At 64.1% G+C, this 14907-nt stretch carries 14 protein-coding genes; 9 read left to right on the top strand and 5 right to left on the bottom strand.

Annotated features, from left to right (window positions below; translation table 11 throughout):
* The first annotated feature begins 171 nt into the window (after positions 1-171).
* The 3 genes from rplQ (at position 172) to ABB29_RS13945 (ending at position 2582) form a co-directional block, all read left to right on the top strand.
* Positions 172-543 (top strand): 50S ribosomal protein L17, encoded by a 372-nt coding sequence (gene rplQ / locus ABB29_RS13935; RefSeq protein ID WP_057660112.1) that lies wholly within the window; start codon positions 172-174, stop codon positions 541-543.
* Positions 544-646: 103 nt separating this feature from the next.
* Positions 647-1162 carry a disulfide bond formation protein B gene (locus ABB29_RS13940; protein ID WP_057660114.1) on the top strand — a complete coding sequence of 172 codons (516 nt, stop codon included), beginning with the start codon at positions 647-649 and terminating at the stop codon, positions 1160-1162.
* Between the two features lie 37 nt (positions 1163-1199).
* Entirely contained in the window at positions 1200-2582 is a 1383-nt protein-coding gene (locus tag ABB29_RS13945; RefSeq protein ID WP_057660116.1) for a class II 3-deoxy-7-phosphoheptulonate synthase, read from the top strand.
* A gap of 135 nt (positions 2583-2717) precedes the next feature.
* Here the strand turns inward: ABB29_RS13945 and ABB29_RS13950 are convergent, their stop codons facing one another.
* Genes ABB29_RS13950 through typA form a run of 3 tightly spaced genes read right to left on the bottom strand, consistent with a single transcriptional unit; the run spans position 2718 to position 6711 of the window.
* A complete protein-coding gene (locus ABB29_RS13950) occupies positions 2718-4349 on the bottom strand; it encodes an amidase (RefSeq protein ID WP_057660118.1) in 1632 nt (543 codons plus the stop codon).
* Between the two features lie 50 nt (positions 4350-4399).
* On the bottom strand, positions 4400-4870 hold the full coding sequence (locus ABB29_RS13955; protein WP_057660120.1) for a DUF2127 domain-containing protein: 471 nt from the start codon (positions 4868-4870) through the stop codon (positions 4400-4402).
* An 11-nt stretch (positions 4871-4881) separates the two neighbouring features.
* A complete protein-coding gene (typA, locus tag ABB29_RS13960) occupies positions 4882-6711 on the bottom strand; it encodes a translational GTPase TypA (protein ID WP_057660121.1) in 1830 nt (609 codons plus the stop codon).
* A gap of 108 nt (positions 6712-6819) precedes the next feature.
* Here typA and ABB29_RS13965 point away from each other — a divergent pair, with 108 nt between their 5' ends.
* From ABB29_RS13965 to prpE, 4 genes are all read left to right on the top strand, one after another.
* Positions 6820-7050 (top strand): hypothetical protein, encoded by a 231-nt coding sequence (locus ABB29_RS13965; RefSeq protein ID WP_157062667.1) that lies wholly within the window; start codon positions 6820-6822, stop codon positions 7048-7050.
* A 39-nt stretch (positions 7051-7089) separates the two neighbouring features.
* A complete protein-coding gene (locus ABB29_RS13970) occupies positions 7090-7584 on the top strand; it encodes a peptidylprolyl isomerase (RefSeq protein ID WP_057660124.1) in 495 nt (164 codons plus the stop codon).
* A gap of 156 nt (positions 7585-7740) precedes the next feature.
* Positions 7741-8727, top strand: coding sequence for a malate dehydrogenase (locus ABB29_RS13975; protein WP_057660126.1), 987 nt, complete (start codon positions 7741-7743; stop codon positions 8725-8727).
* A 157-nt stretch (positions 8728-8884) separates the two neighbouring features.
* Positions 8885-10786 carry a propionate--CoA ligase gene (gene prpE, locus ABB29_RS13980; protein WP_057660128.1) on the top strand — a complete coding sequence of 634 codons (1902 nt, stop codon included), beginning with the start codon at positions 8885-8887 and terminating at the stop codon, positions 10784-10786.
* A gap of 7 nt (positions 10787-10793) precedes the next feature.
* Here prpE and ABB29_RS13985 read toward each other — a convergent pair whose 3' ends face one another.
* Positions 10794-11789, bottom strand: a complete 996-nt coding sequence (locus ABB29_RS13985) for a YeeE/YedE thiosulfate transporter family protein (protein ID WP_057660133.1) — start codon at positions 11787-11789, stop codon at positions 10794-10796.
* A 51-nt stretch (positions 11790-11840) separates the two neighbouring features.
* Complete coding sequence (msrA, locus tag ABB29_RS13990) at positions 11841-12362, bottom strand: peptide-methionine (S)-S-oxide reductase MsrA (RefSeq protein WP_057660253.1); 522 nt, start codon at positions 12360-12362, stop codon at positions 11841-11843.
* A 266-nt stretch (positions 12363-12628) separates the two neighbouring features.
* Here msrA and prpB point away from each other — a divergent pair, with 266 nt between their 5' ends.
* Both prpB and prpC read left to right on the top strand, forming a co-directional pair.
* Positions 12629-13516: a methylisocitrate lyase gene (prpB, locus tag ABB29_RS13995; RefSeq protein ID WP_057660134.1), complete on the top strand. Its 888-nt coding sequence runs from the start codon at positions 12629-12631 to the stop codon at positions 13514-13516.
* Between the two features lie 78 nt (positions 13517-13594).
* On the top strand, positions 13595-14743 hold the full coding sequence (gene prpC / locus ABB29_RS14000; protein WP_057660135.1) for a bifunctional 2-methylcitrate synthase/citrate synthase: 1149 nt from the start codon (positions 13595-13597) through the stop codon (positions 14741-14743).
* The last annotated feature ends 164 nt before the right edge of the window (positions 14744-14907 follow it).

A 14907-nucleotide genomic window follows, 5' to 3' on the forward strand; every position in this document is an offset into this window, starting at 1 on the left:
TCCCGCGCATGCCTGCATGCGCGGGATTGTCCACACCGACGGGCCCCAAGGTCCGCGGCAAGCCGCCCACGGAGGGTGCGGTCAGGGCCATCCGCAGTCCAAGTTCCAACGCCAGGACGGCGACAGCGATTCCCAGCAGTTTCAACATTCTCTTTATCAGGAACCACGACCATGCGTCACCAGAAATCCGGCCGCAAGTTCAGCCGCACCAGCGCCCATCGCGATGCGATGTTCAGCAACATGGCAGCCTCGCTGATCAAGCACGGCCTCATCCGCACCACCCTGCCCAAGGCGAAGGAACTTCGTCGCGTGGCCGAACCACTCATTACCCTGGCCAAGGTCGATGGCGTCGCCAATCGCCGCCTGGCTTTCTCGCGCCTGCGCGACAAAGAAGCCGTGGGCACGCTGTTCACCACCCTGGGCCCGCGCTACCAGTCGCGTCCGGGCGGTTACCTGCGCATCCTGAAGTGCGGTTTCCGCGCTGGCGACAACGCGCCGATGGCCTACGTCGAACTGATGGATCGCCCTGAAGCCGCCGAATAAGCGCTTCGCGATTCGACATGAAAAACCCCGGCCTGGCCGGGGTTTTTTGTTTTTTGCCGATGGGCGGTGATAATGCTGCGTCATCCCCGTCGAACATGGACCCATGAACCCCTTCCGCTGGTCGTTCCGCGCACAGTTCTTCCTTGGCTTCCTGGCCTGCGTCGCGTTGTTGGCGTACGCGTTGTACCTGGAGCATTACCAGCATCTGGTGCCGTGTCCGCTGTGCACGTTCCAGCGCGGCGCGTTTGCCCTGCTTGGGCTGGTGTTCCTGCTGGGGGCACTGGCCGGCCCCCGCCGCAAGGGCGGACGCGGCGCGTTCGGGCTGTTCGCGCTGGCCGCTGCCGGGCTGGGCATCGCGATTGCCGGGCGCCACGTATGGATGCAGTCGTTGCCGCCCGATCAGGTACCGGCCTGCGGTCCCGACCTGGCGTACATGATGGACGCGTTTCCGTTGGCGGACGTGCTCAAGCAGGTCCTCAGTGGCTCCGGCCAGTGTGCGGTGGTTGATTGGAGTTTCCTCGGCCTGGCGATGCCGGCCTGGAGCCTGATCTGTTTCGTCGTCCTTGCGCTCTGGGCGCTGTTCGCCGGTTTCAGCCACCGCAAGTCGCGTTTCGCCTGACCCGTTTCCAGCATCGCCTGCATCCAGGACCCCACCCATGAGTACCCCCGCGCCCTCATTGTCCACTGTTTCGGCAGACTGGGCTCCCGACTCCTGGCGTTCGCGCCCGGCCATGCAGTTGCCGACGTATCCGGACCCGGTGGCGCTGGAAGACGCGCTTGCCGAGCTGCGCCAGTTGCCGCCGCTGGTGACCTCGTGGGAAATCTTTTCGCTGAAGAAGCAACTGGCCGAAGCGCAGGAAGGCAAACGCTTCCTGCTGCAGGGCGGTGATTGCGCGGAGAGCTTCAGCGACTGCGAATCGGGGCTGATTTCCAATCGCCTCAAGGTGTTGCTGCAGATGAGCCTGGTGCTGGTCCACGGCCTGCGCCTGCCGGTGGTGCGGGTGGGACGGTTTGCCGGCCAGTACGCCAAGCCACGCTCGGCCGATACCGAAACCCGTGGCGACATCACCCTGCCCAGTTATCGCGGCGATCTGGTCAACCAGCCGGCGTTTACCGAGGCCGCGCGGGTTCCGGATCCACGGCGGATGATCAAGGCGCATGCGCGCAGCGCGATGACGATGAATTTCGTGCGTGCGTTGATCGATGGTGGCTTTGCCGATCTGCACCATCCCGAGTACTGGAACCTCAACTGGGTCGGCTATTCGCCACTGGCCCGGGAATACCAGCACATGGTGACCTCGATTGGCGACGCGGTGCGATTCATGGAAACCCTGTCCGGGGTCGAGGTCTACAACCTCAACCGGATCGATTTCTACACCTCGCATGAAGCGCTGCTGCTGCCGTACGAAGAAGCCCTGACCCGTGAAGTGCCGCGCCAGCATGGCTGGTTCAACCTCAGCACCCACTTTCCCTGGATCGGCATGCGTACGGCCGCCCTGGATGGCGCGCACGTGGAATACCTGCGTGGCGTGCGCAACCCGATTGGCATCAAGATCGGACCTTCGGTGCAGCCTGACCAGTTGTTGCGGCTGATGGATGTGTTGAATCCCGATGACGAACCCGGCCGGCTGACCTTCATCCACCGGATGGGCGCGGCGCAGATCGCCGACAAGTTGCCGCCGCTGCTGCAGGCGGTCCAGCGCGACGGTCGCCGCGTGCTGTGGGTCTGCGACCCGATGCACGGCAATACCGAAAGCACCGCCAATGGCTTCAAGACACGGCGTTTCGACAACATCCGCGGCGAGGTCGAGCAATCGTTCGATCTGCATGCCGCGGCTGGCACGCGCCTGGGTGGCGTGCATCTGGAATTGACCGGTGAAGACGTGACCGAGTGCACCGGCGGCGCCCGCGAGCTGACTGAGGTCGATCTGGAGCGCGCCTATCGCTCCACGGTTGATCCGCGCTTGAACTACGAGCAGTCGCTGGAAATCGCGATGTCGATCGTGCGCAAGCAATCGCAGCAGGCGCCGGCGAAGTAGACCCGCTCACTGTAGAGCCCGCTTGCGCGTGCATGGCGCGTGGAAAATCCCGTCGCGCCATCGATTGGCAAACCACTGCGGTTGAGCATTGCCGCAGGAGGCAGAGGGCCGGTACCTGTCCGGCATCGGCCAGGCTTACTGGCGCAGGGGCAGGGTAGGGGCGTATTCCGGCGGCTTGCGTGCCCGGGTCAGCTGCTCGTAGGCGTAGCCCAGCTCGATCAGGCGGGGCTCGCTCCAAGCGGTGCCCATGAACACGATACCCAGCGGCAGTCCGTTGCTGCGCCCCATCGGCACGGTCAGGCTGGGATAGCCGGCCACCGCGGCGGCGCCATAACCGGCGCCGGGGAAGTCATCGCCGGCCTTGTGATCGGTCAGCCAGGCCGGGCCGGTGGCCGGCGCGATCAGCGCGTCCAGGCGCTGGGCCTTGAGTGCGGCGTCGATGCCTTCCGGGCCAGCCAGCCGGCGGGCCTTGCTGCGCGCGCTGATGTAGGCGCTTTCGCCGAGGCCACCCTTGGCATTGGCCTGCTCGAACAGCTCCTGACCGAACAACGGCATCTCCGATTGCCGGTACTGCTGGTTGAATCCGATCAACTGGCTCAAGGTGGTCAGCGGCGCGTTGTGCTCGCGCAGGTATTTTTCCAGACCGAACTTGAACTCGTACAACAGCGTTTCCATTTCCGCCTCATCCCACTGGCCATCGGTGGGGATTTCCGCATCAACCACGGTGGCGCCGGCATCGCGCATGACCCGGATCGCTTCTTCCATGGCAGCCGCGGCATCGGGATGGATCGCGAATTTGCTGCGCAGGACGCCAATGCGCGCGCCTTTCAGTGCTGCTGGATCCAGCCGCGACGGGTAATCCAGGGCCGAATTCCACGCTGCGTTCTGGGTTGCCGCGTCATGCGGATCACGGCCGGCCAGTGCGTTGAGCAGCAGCGCCGCGTCGGCCACGCTGCGGGTAATGGGGCCGGCGGTGTCCTGGCTGTGGGAAATCGGAATGATGCCGTCGCGGCTGACCAGCCCGACGGTCGGCTTCAGCCCGACCACGCCATTGACCGCGGCCGGACAGATGATGCTGCCATCGGTTTCGGTGCCGATGCTGGCGGCGGCCAGGTTGGCCGAGGTGGCGACCGCGCTGCCCGAGCTCGAACCGCACGGATTGCGGTCCAGCGCATACGGATTGAGGGTCTGCCCGCCACGCGCGCTCCAGCCCGAGCTGGAATGGCTGGAACGGAAATTGGCCCATTCGCTGAGGTTGGTCTTGCCGAGAATGACCGCGCCTGCTTCGCGCAGGCGGGCGACCAGGAACGCATCGCTGTGCGGATGGAAATCCTTCAACGCCAGCGAGCCGGCCGAATTGACCATCGGCACTGCGTCGATGTTGTCTTTCAGCAGGATCGGAATGCCATGCAACGGTCCGCGCACGACGTTGTTCTTGCGCTCCATGTCGCGCAGCGAGGCTTCCTTCAGTGCATCCGGATTGGTTTCGATGACCGCCTTCAGCCGTGGGCCGGCCTGGTCGACGGCCTGAATCCGATCCAGATAGGCCTGGGTCAAGGTACGACTGTCCAGCTCACCGTTCTGCATCCGTGTCTGCAGATCGGTGATATCCATTTCGGCATAGGCGAAATCGGTCGGTGCAGTGGTCGCCGCGTCGCTGGCAGGGGCCGGTTCGGCCGCCGGTGTCGAGGTCGACGTGGAGGTCGTGGTGGGCTGGCAGGCCGCCAACAGCGTGACGATGGCCAGTGCTGGCAGGCTCAGGCGCATGGCAATTCCCTTTGAGGATGTTGCGAGGCTACGAGGCCGTGCCGGGCACGTCAAATCCGGCGCCGCTTGAGCAGGTCGCGGCCAAGGGCCGCCACCACGACGAGGTTGATGATCAATACCGCCCAGGTGTGCCAGCCGGGATGGCGATAGATGGCATAGATGTCGAAGGGCAGGTAGATGGCCGAACCGATGCAGCCCAGCCAGGACGCCCAGGCGCGTGCGCGCCACAAGCCCCAGGCTTCGAAGAAGCGGATCAACGCGTAGACAATGCCGATCACCACCACCAGTTGCACCGCGCCGGGGCTGATCGCATTCAGCAGATCAGGCAGCAGGCCATGGCGGGTATCCAGGTGGAATCGCTGGATAAGTTCTTCCAGCCAGGTCCGCAACGGCTGCGGACCCAGCACCGCCAGACCGGTGGCCGCGGCTACCGCCAGCACACCCTTGAATGCCTCGAAAACGGCAATCAGGTGAAGCCCCGGATGCGCGTGCGGATCCGGGTTGTATTGCATGGCAGTCATCCGTTGCCGGATCAGGCCGCGCGCGAAGCTTTCTTGCGCTCGCTTTCGGTCAGCTGCTTCTTGCGCAGGCGGATTTCCTTCGGCGTCACTTCGACCAGTTCGTCGTCCTCGATGAAGTCCAGTGCCTGTTCCAGGGTGAACTTGATCGCAGGGGTCAGCTTGATCGCATCGTCCTTGCCCGAGGCGCGCATGTTGGTCAGCGGCTTGGTCTTGATTGCGTTGACGGTCAGGTCGTTGTCCTTGGAATGGATGCCGACCAGCTGGCCTTCATAGACGTTGTCGCCTTCGGCGGCAAACAGCTTGCCACGCTCTTCCAGCGGGCCCAGCGCGTAGGCCGGAGTCACGCCGGGGGCGTTGGCAATCATCACCCCGTTGATGCGCTTGGCAATCGCGCCCTGTTCCTTGGGACCGTAATGATCGAACACGTGGAACAGCAGGCCCGAGCCCTGGGTCAGGGTCTTGAACTCGTTCTGGAAGCCAATCAGGCCACGTGCCGGGATCATATAATCCAGGCGCACACGGCCCTTGCCGTCCGGTTCCATGTTCTTCAGCTGCGCCTTGCGGGTGCCGAGCTTTTCCATGACGCCGCCCTGGTGCTGTTCTTCGATGTCGACCACCAGCTGTTCGATCGGCTCCATCTGCCGGCCGTCGATTTCCTTGATGATGACTTCCGGGCGCGAGACGGCCAGTTCGTAACCTTCGCGACGCATGTTTTCGATCAGCACCGAAAGGTGCAGCTCGCCACGGCCGGAGACCAGGAATTTGTCGGCGTCCGAACCTTCTTCCACCCGCAGCGCCACGTTGTGGACTTTTTCACGGTCCAGGCGGTCGCGGATCTGGCGGCTGGTCAGGAACTTGCCCCCGGACAGGTCCTTGTTGCCGGCGAACGGCGAATTGTTGACCTGGAAGGTCATGCTGATGGTCGGCTCGTCGACGGTCAGTGCCGGCAGCGCTTCGGGATGGTCGAGCGCGCAGATGGTGTCGGAAATGCCCAGTTCCTGGATACCGGAAATGGCGACGATGTCACCGGCTTCGGCTTCCTCGGTCTCGATCCGCTCCAGGCCCATGAAGCCCAGTACCTGCAAGACCTTGCCCTGGCGCTTCTTGCCTTCGCGGTCGACGATGCTGACCGGCATGTTCTTCTTCAACTTGCCGCGCTGGATGCGGCCGATGCCGATCACGCCGACGAAGTTGTTGTAGTCGAGCTGGCTGATGCGCATCTGGAACGGGCCATCGGCGGCCACCGGCGGCGGCGGCGCGTGCTGCATGATCGCTTCGTACAGCGGGGTCATGTCGCCCTCGCGGACGCTGTCGTCGAGGCTGGCGAAGCCGTGCAGGGCCGAGGCGTAGATGATCGGGAAATCCAGCTGCTCGTTGGTGGCGCCGAGCTTGTCGAACAGGTCGAACACCTGGTCGATGACCCAGTCCGGACGCGCACCCGGGCGGTCGATCTTGTTGACCACGACGATCGGCTTGAAGCCCATCGCGAAAGCCTTCTGGGTGACGAAGCGGGTCTGCGGCATCGGCCCGTCCATGGCGTCGACCAGGATCAGCACGGTGTCGACCATCGACAGCACGCGCTCGACCTCGCCACCGAAGTCGGCGTGGCCGGGGGTGTCGACGATGTTGATGCGGTTGCCTTGCCAGGTGATGGCGGTGTTCTTGGCCAGGATGGTGATGCCGCGTTCTTTTTCCTGGTCGTTGCTGTCCATCACGCGTTCGGCCAGCACGGTCCGCTCGGAGAGGGTGCCGGACTGCTTGAGCAGCTGGTCGACGAGGGTGGTCTTGCCATGGTCAACGTGGGCGACGATGGCGATGTTGCGGAGATTCTGGATGGACATGCGGAAAGGCGCGCCAGACTGCGCGCAAGGCTTATGGAGGAATGGCGCGTATTATAGCGGGTCAACCGCCGCGGCCGCACGCCGGCAGGTGGCTTTGGAGACCGGAACATGAACGAAAACCCGCCGCCGACCCTCCCTGTTCATCTGTTGCTGCTGGAAGTGGCCGGAATGGCGATGCTGGGCCTGGGCATTTTCCTGTATGCCAGTCCCGGTTCGGCGCTGGCGCGTGCGCTGCCGATGCCCATTGCCTGGTGGCTGATCGCGCTGGGCACCCTGCAGGCCGCTGCCGCCACCGTGCTGCTGGCGCGCTTTTTAATCGGCCGCCGCGCCCCCAAGTAACCCTTCCATCCAACTTTCCAACCACAAGGATTCCCATCCATGTCCCTGATTGCCAATTTCGATACCTCGCGCGGCCCGATCAAGCTGGAGCTTTTTGCCGACAAGGCGCCGCTGACCGTGGCCAACTTCGTCAACCTGGTCCAGCACCACTTCTACGATGGCCTCAAGTTCCACCGTGTCATCGACGATTTCATGGTCCAGGGCGGTTGCCCGGAAGGTTCCGGCCGCGGCGGTCCCGGCTACCGCTTCGAGGACGAGACCAACAACGGCGTGCGCCATGAGCGCGGCGTGCTGTCGATGGCCAACGCCGGCCCCAATACCAACGGCAGCCAGTTCTTCATCACCCACATCAAGACCGACTGGCTGGATGGCAAGCACACCGTGTTCGGCAAGGTCCTGGAAGGCCTGGACGTGGTCGATGCAATCAAGCAGGGCGACACCATCAACAAGATCACCCTGGAAGGCGACACCGACGCCGCGCTGGCGGCTGCGGCCGACCGGGTGGCCGAATGGAACCGCCACCTGGCAGCCTGAGCCAGCTTCCCTGCACGACACGCCGGCAGAGCGAGTGCTGCCGGCGTGATAAAATCACCAGCTGACCTGGCGCCATCGCGCCGGTCCTGAACCGCTCCGGCTGCCCGCGCTGATGCGCCCGTGTGCCGGGCCTTCCCCAACCGGAGACACCTTGTAATGAAGACCCCCGTACGTGTTGCAGTGACCGGCGCCGCCGGCCAGATCGGTTACGCCCTGCTGTTCCGCATCGCTTCCGGCGAAATGCTGGGCAAGGATCAGCCCGTCATCCTGCAGCTGCTGGAATTGCCGATGGAGAAGGCCCAGGCCGCGCTGAAAGGCGTGATGATGGAACTGGAAGACTGCGCCTTCCCGCTGCTGGCCGGCATGGTCGGCACCGATGACCCGGAAGTGGCCTTCAAGGACGCCGACGTGGCCCTGCTGGTCGGTGCGCGTCCGCGCGGCCCGGGCATGGAGCGCAAGGACCTGCTGCTGGAAAACGCCAAGATCTTCACCGCCCAGGGCGCTGCGCTGAACAAGGTCGCCAGCCGCGACGTCAAGGTGCTGGTGGTCGGCAACCCGGCCAATACCAATGCCTACATCGCGATGAAGTCGGCGCCGGACCTGCCGGCCAAAAACTTCACCGCCATGCTGCGCCTTGACCACAACCGTGCGCTCAGCCAGCTGGCCAACAAGGCCGAAGTCGCCGTCGGCGACATCGATAACCTGGTGGTCTGGGGCAACCACAGCCCGACCATGTACCCGGATTACCGCTTCGCCACCGTCAACGGCCAGTCGCTGAAGGACAAGATCAACGACGCTGACTGGAATGCCAATGCGTTCATCCCGCAGGTGGGCAAGCGTGGCGCGGCGATCATCGAAGCCCGCGGCCTGTCCTCGGCGGCGTCGGCGGCCAATGCCGCCATCGACCACATCCATGACTGGGTGCTGGGCAGCAACGGCAAGTGGGTGACCATGGGCGTGCCGTCCGATGGCAGCTACGGCATTCCGGAAGGCATCATCTACGGCGTGCCGGTGACCACCGCCAACGGCGAATACACCCGCGTCACCGGCCTGGAAGTCGACGCGTTCAGCCGCGCCGCGATGGACAAGACCCTGGCCGAACTGGAAGAAGAACGCGCTGGCGTGGCGCACCTGCTGGGCTGAGCATGGGCTTGAGCTGAGCCGACAGGCCGTCTTGCCAGACACCGAAAAGGGATGGAGTTTTCCATCCCTTTTTGTTTGCCTGCGTTCGACCAAGGTCGCACGGTGGCGGCGATGAGCGCGATCTATGCTGGGGCCCTGTCGGATCCGGGAGTTCGCCATGGCTTACGAAGACGTCTATCGCCGCTCGGTCGAACAGCCGGAGCAGTTCTGGGGTGAACAGGCAGCGCGGATCTACTGGCATCGTCCGCCGGATCGCGTGCTGGATTATTCCCACCCTCCGTTCCGGCAATGGTATGCCGGCGGCCTGACCAATCTCTGCTACAACGCGGTAGATCGCCATCTTGCTGACCGCGCCGGGCAACTGGCGCTGGTCACGATATCGACCGAAACCAACAGCAGCCGCGAGTTCACCTACCAGCAGATGCATCGCGAAGTAAACGCGTTCGCCGCGGTACTGCAGCGACTGCAGGTGGGCGAGGGCGACCGCGTGGTCATCTACATGCCGAACATGGCCGAAGCGGTGTTCGCGATGCTGGCCTGCGCGCGCATCGGCGCGATTCATTCGGTGGTGTTCGGCGGTTTTGCCGCGCACAACCTGGCCTTGCGCATCGACGACGCGCAACCGGCGCTGCTGATTACCGCCGACGCCGGCATGCGCGGTGGCAAGGTGATCGCCTACAAGCCGCTGGTCGACGAAGCCTGCCTGCAGGCATCGGCACCGCCGCCGCACGTGCTGGTGGTGTCGCGTGGACTGGTTGATGACATGCCCTGGCAGGAGGGGCGTGACGTCGAGTATGCCGGCCTGCGCGAACAATGCCTGGATGTGGAGGTGCCAGTGACGTGGCTGGAATCCAACCAGCCCAGCTACCTGCTCTACACCTCTGGCACCACCGGCAAACCAAAAGGCGTGCAGCGCGATGTCGGCGGCTATGCGGTGGCGTTGGCACTGTCGATGGAAACCGTGTTCGATGTCGGTCCCGGCCAGGTGATGTTCTCGACCTCGGATGTCGGCTGGGCGGTCGGTCATTCCTATAACGTCTACGGACCGCTGATTATCGGCGCCACCTCACTGCTTTACGAGGGCCTGCCTATCCAACCCGACGCCGGCATCTGGTGGTCACTGTGCGAGCAATACCGGGTGCGCACGATGTTCTCCTCGCCGACCGCCATCCGGGTGCTGAAGAAGCACGATCGCCGCTTCATCAGCGACCGCGATCTGTCGTCGCTGCGATATCTGTTCCTGGCCGGCGAGCCGCTTGATGAACCGACCGCGCAGTGGATTACCGGGATGCTCGGCAAACCGGTCATCGACAACTACTGGCAGACCGAAACCGGTTGGCCGGCGTTGACCCTGCTGCCAGGGCTGGACATGAAGCCGGTGCGGTTCGGCTCGCCCGGTTTCGCCAATCTCGGCTACCGGATGAAAATCATCGACGAGTCCACGGGCAAGGAAGTAGCCGCCAACCAGAAAGGCGTGCTGGTGATCCAGCCGCCGCTGCCGCCCGGTTGCATGACCACGATCTGGGGCGATGACGCGCGTTTCCTCAGTAGCTACTTCAGCCATTTCAAGGAACTGCTGTACAGCTCGCTGGACTGGGCCATCCGCGACGAAGATGGCTACACCTTCATCCTTGGCCGTACCGACGATGTCATCAACGTCGCCGGCCATCGTCTGGGCACGCGCGAGATTGAAGAATCGATTTCCGGTTTTCCGGCCGTGGCAGAGGCCGCGGTCATCGGCGTCCGCGACGAGATCAAGGGCCAGGTACCGGTGGTGTTCGCGATCCTGAAACAGGCCGGCGATGGCGCGGCGGCGGTGGACGCTGCCGAAGGCATGCGTGCGCGGGTGGTCGATCAACTCGGCGCGGTGGCGCGGCCGGCGCGGGTTTACGTGGTCAATGCGCTGCCGAAGACGCGATCCGGCAAACTGCTGCGGCGCTCATTGCAGGCATTGGTCGAGGATCGTCCAACCGGGGATCTGTCCACCCTCGACGATCCCGGTGCACTGGATGAAATACGGCGCGCGCTGGCCCGCGGTGCCGATGCGGGTAGTGAATGATCACGCGTTACGTGCGCGGTGGCGGCAGCTTCTTTGCCGTGGCGATGCGCCAGGCGATCCAGTGTTTACGGACGAGGGCCAGTAATAGCAGCCATGCCAGCATGCTCAGGTAGCCGAGCAATGCCGACACCTGCAGTGCCGGTATCCCGGCCACCAGCAGATGGCCGTTGCCGCCGGGTATCAGTACGCTGCCAACCCCCATCATCAGTCCGCCGCCGAGGCGACGTGGCAACGCCGCCGGATTTCCGATGCGTGGCCTGAAGCTGCCGCTGGCCATTGCTGCGGCGACCGTACCGACCACCACTGCCGGCAGCAGCCCCCAACGATGCAGATCCTGCGGATGACCGGACAATGCCTGGGCGGCAATGCTGGTACTGGGCCAATGCTGGTGTATCAGCAGCACGACGCTGGCTGCTGCTGCGACGAACGGCATCGCCAATGCTGGCGGCCAGTTCGGTTGCCGCCACACCTGCCATCGCCATATCCGTTGCCTGACCGCCTGGCGCAGCGAGACCAGCAGCAGGATCGCCAATGCCAGATGCCACAACCAGCGCCAGTGCAGTGCGGGCAGATCGTCGCTTTGCAGGGATATCGGCGCCAATGGCTGCAGCCAGCGCAGGGCGCACAACTGGCCGGCCAGCATTGCCAGCAAGGTCAGCGCAAACGAGATCTCACCACGGCCCAGCCGGGCCACGGTGCCAAACGAGCAACCGCCATTGATCCAGGCGCCGGTGGCAAACACCATGCCGCCCAGCAGTGGCCATTGCCAGCCGTGATGGGCCGGACCGATGAGGGTGATGGCGTGGGCGGACACGATGGTTGCCAGCCCGGTCAGCGCCCACGCCCAGGCCGGACACTGCCATATCGCCCAGAACCGTCGCCAGCGGCCGTGATGGACGATTTCGGCGCTGGCCTTGACCGCGCACAGCGGACCACGCTGCACGGCCCAGCCCAAAATCAGGCCGGGCAGTACTATCCACAGCCAGGGTGTCATGAGGTCCATGGGCAACCCGCTCCGGGTGCAATCCCACCCGGAGCGGGGACCTGCTGGCGGTTACTTCGACGCCTGCGTGTCGCGGCGCGGCAGCTTCCAGTCCGGACGCACGAAGTGGCAGGTATAGCCGTTGGGAATCCGCTCCAGGTAATCCTGGTGCTCGGGCTCGGCCTGCCAGAACGGACCGGCCGGGCTCACTTCGGTCACTACCTTGCCCGGCCACAGGCCCGAGGCGTCGACATCGGCAATGGTGTCCAGCGCGATCTGCTTCTGTTCGTCGCTGGTATAGAAGATTGCCGAGCGGTAGCTGGTGCCGCGGTCATTGCCCTGGCGATTGGGAGTGGACGGGTCGTGGACCTGGAAGAAGAATTCCAGCAGTTCGCGGAAGCTGGTCTTGTCCGGATCGAATACCACTTCCAGCGCCTCGGCATGGGTGCCGTGGTTGCGGTAAGTGGCGTTTTCGACATCGCCGCCGCTGTAGCCGACGCGCGTGGACAGCACCCCGGGACGCTTGCGGACCAGATCCTGCATGCCCCAGAAACAGCCGCCAGCGAGAATGGCCTTTTCGGTCTTGTCAGACATCATGCATCTCCTTGTTGTTCGAACGGTGAGGTGGCTGCCTTCCACTGGGCTTCGCTGACCGGTGCGGGGTTTGCTGCCACGCGACCAATATGGGGACGCAGGAGGCGGGAATCCAGTGCCGGCCCACAGCGCAAAGGCTTTAGGAGCTGTGGCACAAAAGCCCCGGAGCGTACTGTTCCGACCCGCACGGCGCGCGCTTAGCCAAATATACGTGACAGGCTTTAAAATGGTCTGCTGCGCATGAGCGCGGTGCAACGGAGAACCCCATGACCCAACCCTCATCCGCTGGCGCGGCCTTCCGCGCGGCGTTGGCCGCGGAACAGCCGCTGCAGGTTATCGGCACCATCAATGCCAACCACGCGCTGCTGGCCAAACGCGCCGGCTACCGTGCCATCTATCTGTCCGGTGGTGGCGTTGCCGCCGGTTCGCTGGGCCTGCCGGACCTGGGCATCAACACGCTCGACGATGTGCTGATCGACGTGCGCCGCATCACCGATGTCTGTGATCTGCCGCTGATGGTGGATATCGACACCGGCTTTGGCCCCAGCGCCTTCAATATCGCCCGCACCATCAAGTCGCTGATCAAGGCCGGCGCGGCGGCCTGCCATATCGAAGACCAGGTCGGGGCCAAGCGCTGCGGCCACCGGCCGGGCAAGGAAATCGTGTCCTCGGCGGAAATGGCCGACCGGGTCAAGGCCGCCGCCGATGCCCGGACCGATCCGGAGTTCTTCCTGATCGCACGCACCGATGCGATCCAGGTCGACGGCGTGGATGCGGCGATCGAACGCGCCATCGCCTGCGTCGAAGCAGGCGCCGACGGTATCTTCGCCGAAGCGGCCTACGACCTGCCGACCTACCAGCGCTTTGTCGAGGCGGTGAAGGTGCCGGTGCTGGCCAACATCACCGAGTTCGGCAAGACCCCGCTGTTCACCCGCGAGGAACTGGCCTCGGTCGGTGTCGCCATCCAGCTGTATCCGCTGTCGGCGTTCCGGGCGATGAACAAGGCCGCCGAAACCGTCTACCAAGCCATCCGCCGTGACGGTCATCAGAAGAATGTGGTCGACATCATGCAGACCCGCGAGGAACTGTACGAGCGCATCGGCTACCACGATTTCGAACAGCGCCTGGACGCCTTGTTCGCGGCCAAGAAATAGCCTGCCTGCGGCGTCAGCCGATCCCGCGCAGGCCAGTGCGTTGCACGCACTCTCAAAATCAAACACGAGGTAGATGAAATGTCAGAACCCGCCGTTCCCTTCAAACCCAAGAAATCGGTCGCCCTGTCCGGTACCGCCGCCGGCAATACCGCGCTGTGCACCGTCGGTCGCAGCGGCAACGATTTGCACTACCGCGGTTACGACATCCTGGATCTGGCGACCAGCAGTGAGTTCGAGGAAATCGCTTATCTGCTGGTCCACGGCAAACTGCCCAATGCCGCCGAGTTGCGTGGCTACAAGGCCAAGTTGAAGTCGTTGCGCGGGCTGCCGGCAGCGGTCAAGGCGGCACTGGAAGAACTGCCACCTTCGGCCCATCCGATGGACGTGATGCGTACCGGCGTGTCGGTGCTGGGTTGCGTGCAGCCGGAAAAAGACGACCACAACCATCCCGGTGCACGCGACATCGCCGACAAGCTGATGGCCTGCCTCGGTTCAATGCTGCTGTACTGGTACCACTGGAGCCACAACGGCCGGGTGATTGACGTGGAAACCGACGACGACTCGATCGGCGGTCATTTCCTGCACCTGCTGCACGGTGAAAAGCCGCGCGACTCCTGGGTGCGGGCGATGCACACCAGCCTGATCCTGTACGCCGAGCATGAGTTCAATGCATCGACCTTCACCGGCCGGGTGATTGCCGGTACCGGCAGCGACATGTACTCCTGCATTGCCGGCGCCATCGGCGCGCTGCGTGGGCCCAAGCACGGCGGTGCCAACGAAGTCGCCTTCGAAGTGCAGAAGCGCTACGAAACCGCCGACGAGGCCGAGGCCGACATCAAGGCGCGGGTCGAACGCAAGGAAGTGGTGATCGGCTTCGGTCACCCGGTCTATACGGTCAGCGATCCACGCAACCAGGTCATCAAGCAGGTGGCCAGGGAACTGTCGGCCGAAGAGCAGAGCATGAAGATGTACGACATCGCCGAGCGTCTGGAAACGGTGATGTGGGACATCAAGAAGATGTTCCCGAACCTGGACTGGTTCAGTGCGGTCAGCTACCACATGATGGGTGTGCCGACGGCCATGTTCACCCCGCTGTTCGTCATCGCCCGCACCAGTGGTTGGAGCGCGCACGTCATCGAGCAGCGCATCGACGGCAAGATCATCCGTCCCAGCGCCAACTACACCGGGCCGGAAGATCAGGCCTTCGTGCCGATTGAAAAGCGCTGATTCGGCCAACCGGGCCAAGGGCACCAGCAGGGCGATGGATTTCCATCGCCCTTTTTGCTGGCGGGCGCGTGCAAAGCGCGGACAAAACCGCATAATGTGACGCAGGTGGCAGATGGGGGGCGGCCAAGCCGTCGAAACTGCTGCCGTTTGCTTGGCATCGCGGA

This window comes from Pseudoxanthomonas dokdonensis (assembly GCF_001431405.1).
In the GTDB taxonomy this organism is placed as follows: Bacteria; Pseudomonadota; Gammaproteobacteria; order Xanthomonadales; family Xanthomonadaceae; genus Pseudoxanthomonas_A; species Pseudoxanthomonas_A dokdonensis.

Coding starts and splice junctions, on each gene's coding strand:
- rplQ (WP_057660112.1), top strand. CDS start 172: ATGCGTCACCAGAAATCCGGCCGCAAGTTCAGCCGCACCAGCGCCCAT.
- ABB29_RS13940 (WP_057660114.1), top strand. CDS start 647: ATGAACCCCTTCCGCTGGTCGTTCCGCGCACAGTTCTTCCTTGGCTTC.
- ABB29_RS13945 (WP_057660116.1), top strand. CDS start 1,200: ATGAGTACCCCCGCGCCCTCATTGTCCACTGTTTCGGCAGACTGGGCT.
- ABB29_RS13950 (WP_057660118.1), bottom strand. CDS start 4,349: ATGCGCCTGAGCCTGCCAGCACTGGCCATCGTCACGCTGTTGGCGGCC.
- ABB29_RS13955 (WP_057660120.1), bottom strand. CDS start 4,870: ATGACTGCCATGCAATACAACCCGGATCCGCACGCGCATCCGGGGCTT.
- typA (WP_057660121.1), bottom strand. CDS start 6,711: ATGTCCATCCAGAATCTCCGCAACATCGCCATCGTCGCCCACGTTGAC.
- ABB29_RS13965 (WP_157062667.1), top strand. CDS start 6,820: ATGAACGAAAACCCGCCGCCGACCCTCCCTGTTCATCTGTTGCTGCTG.
- ABB29_RS13970 (WP_057660124.1), top strand. CDS start 7,090: ATGTCCCTGATTGCCAATTTCGATACCTCGCGCGGCCCGATCAAGCTG.
- ABB29_RS13975 (WP_057660126.1), top strand. CDS start 7,741: ATGAAGACCCCCGTACGTGTTGCAGTGACCGGCGCCGCCGGCCAGATC.
- prpE (WP_057660128.1), top strand. CDS start 8,885: ATGGCTTACGAAGACGTCTATCGCCGCTCGGTCGAACAGCCGGAGCAG.
- ABB29_RS13985 (WP_057660133.1), bottom strand. CDS start 11,789: ATGGACCTCATGACACCCTGGCTGTGGATAGTACTGCCCGGCCTGATT.
- msrA (WP_057660253.1), bottom strand. CDS start 12,362: ATGTCTGACAAGACCGAAAAGGCCATTCTCGCTGGCGGCTGTTTCTGG.
- prpB (WP_057660134.1), top strand. CDS start 12,629: ATGACCCAACCCTCATCCGCTGGCGCGGCCTTCCGCGCGGCGTTGGCC.
- prpC (WP_057660135.1), top strand. CDS start 13,595: ATGTCAGAACCCGCCGTTCCCTTCAAACCCAAGAAATCGGTCGCCCTG.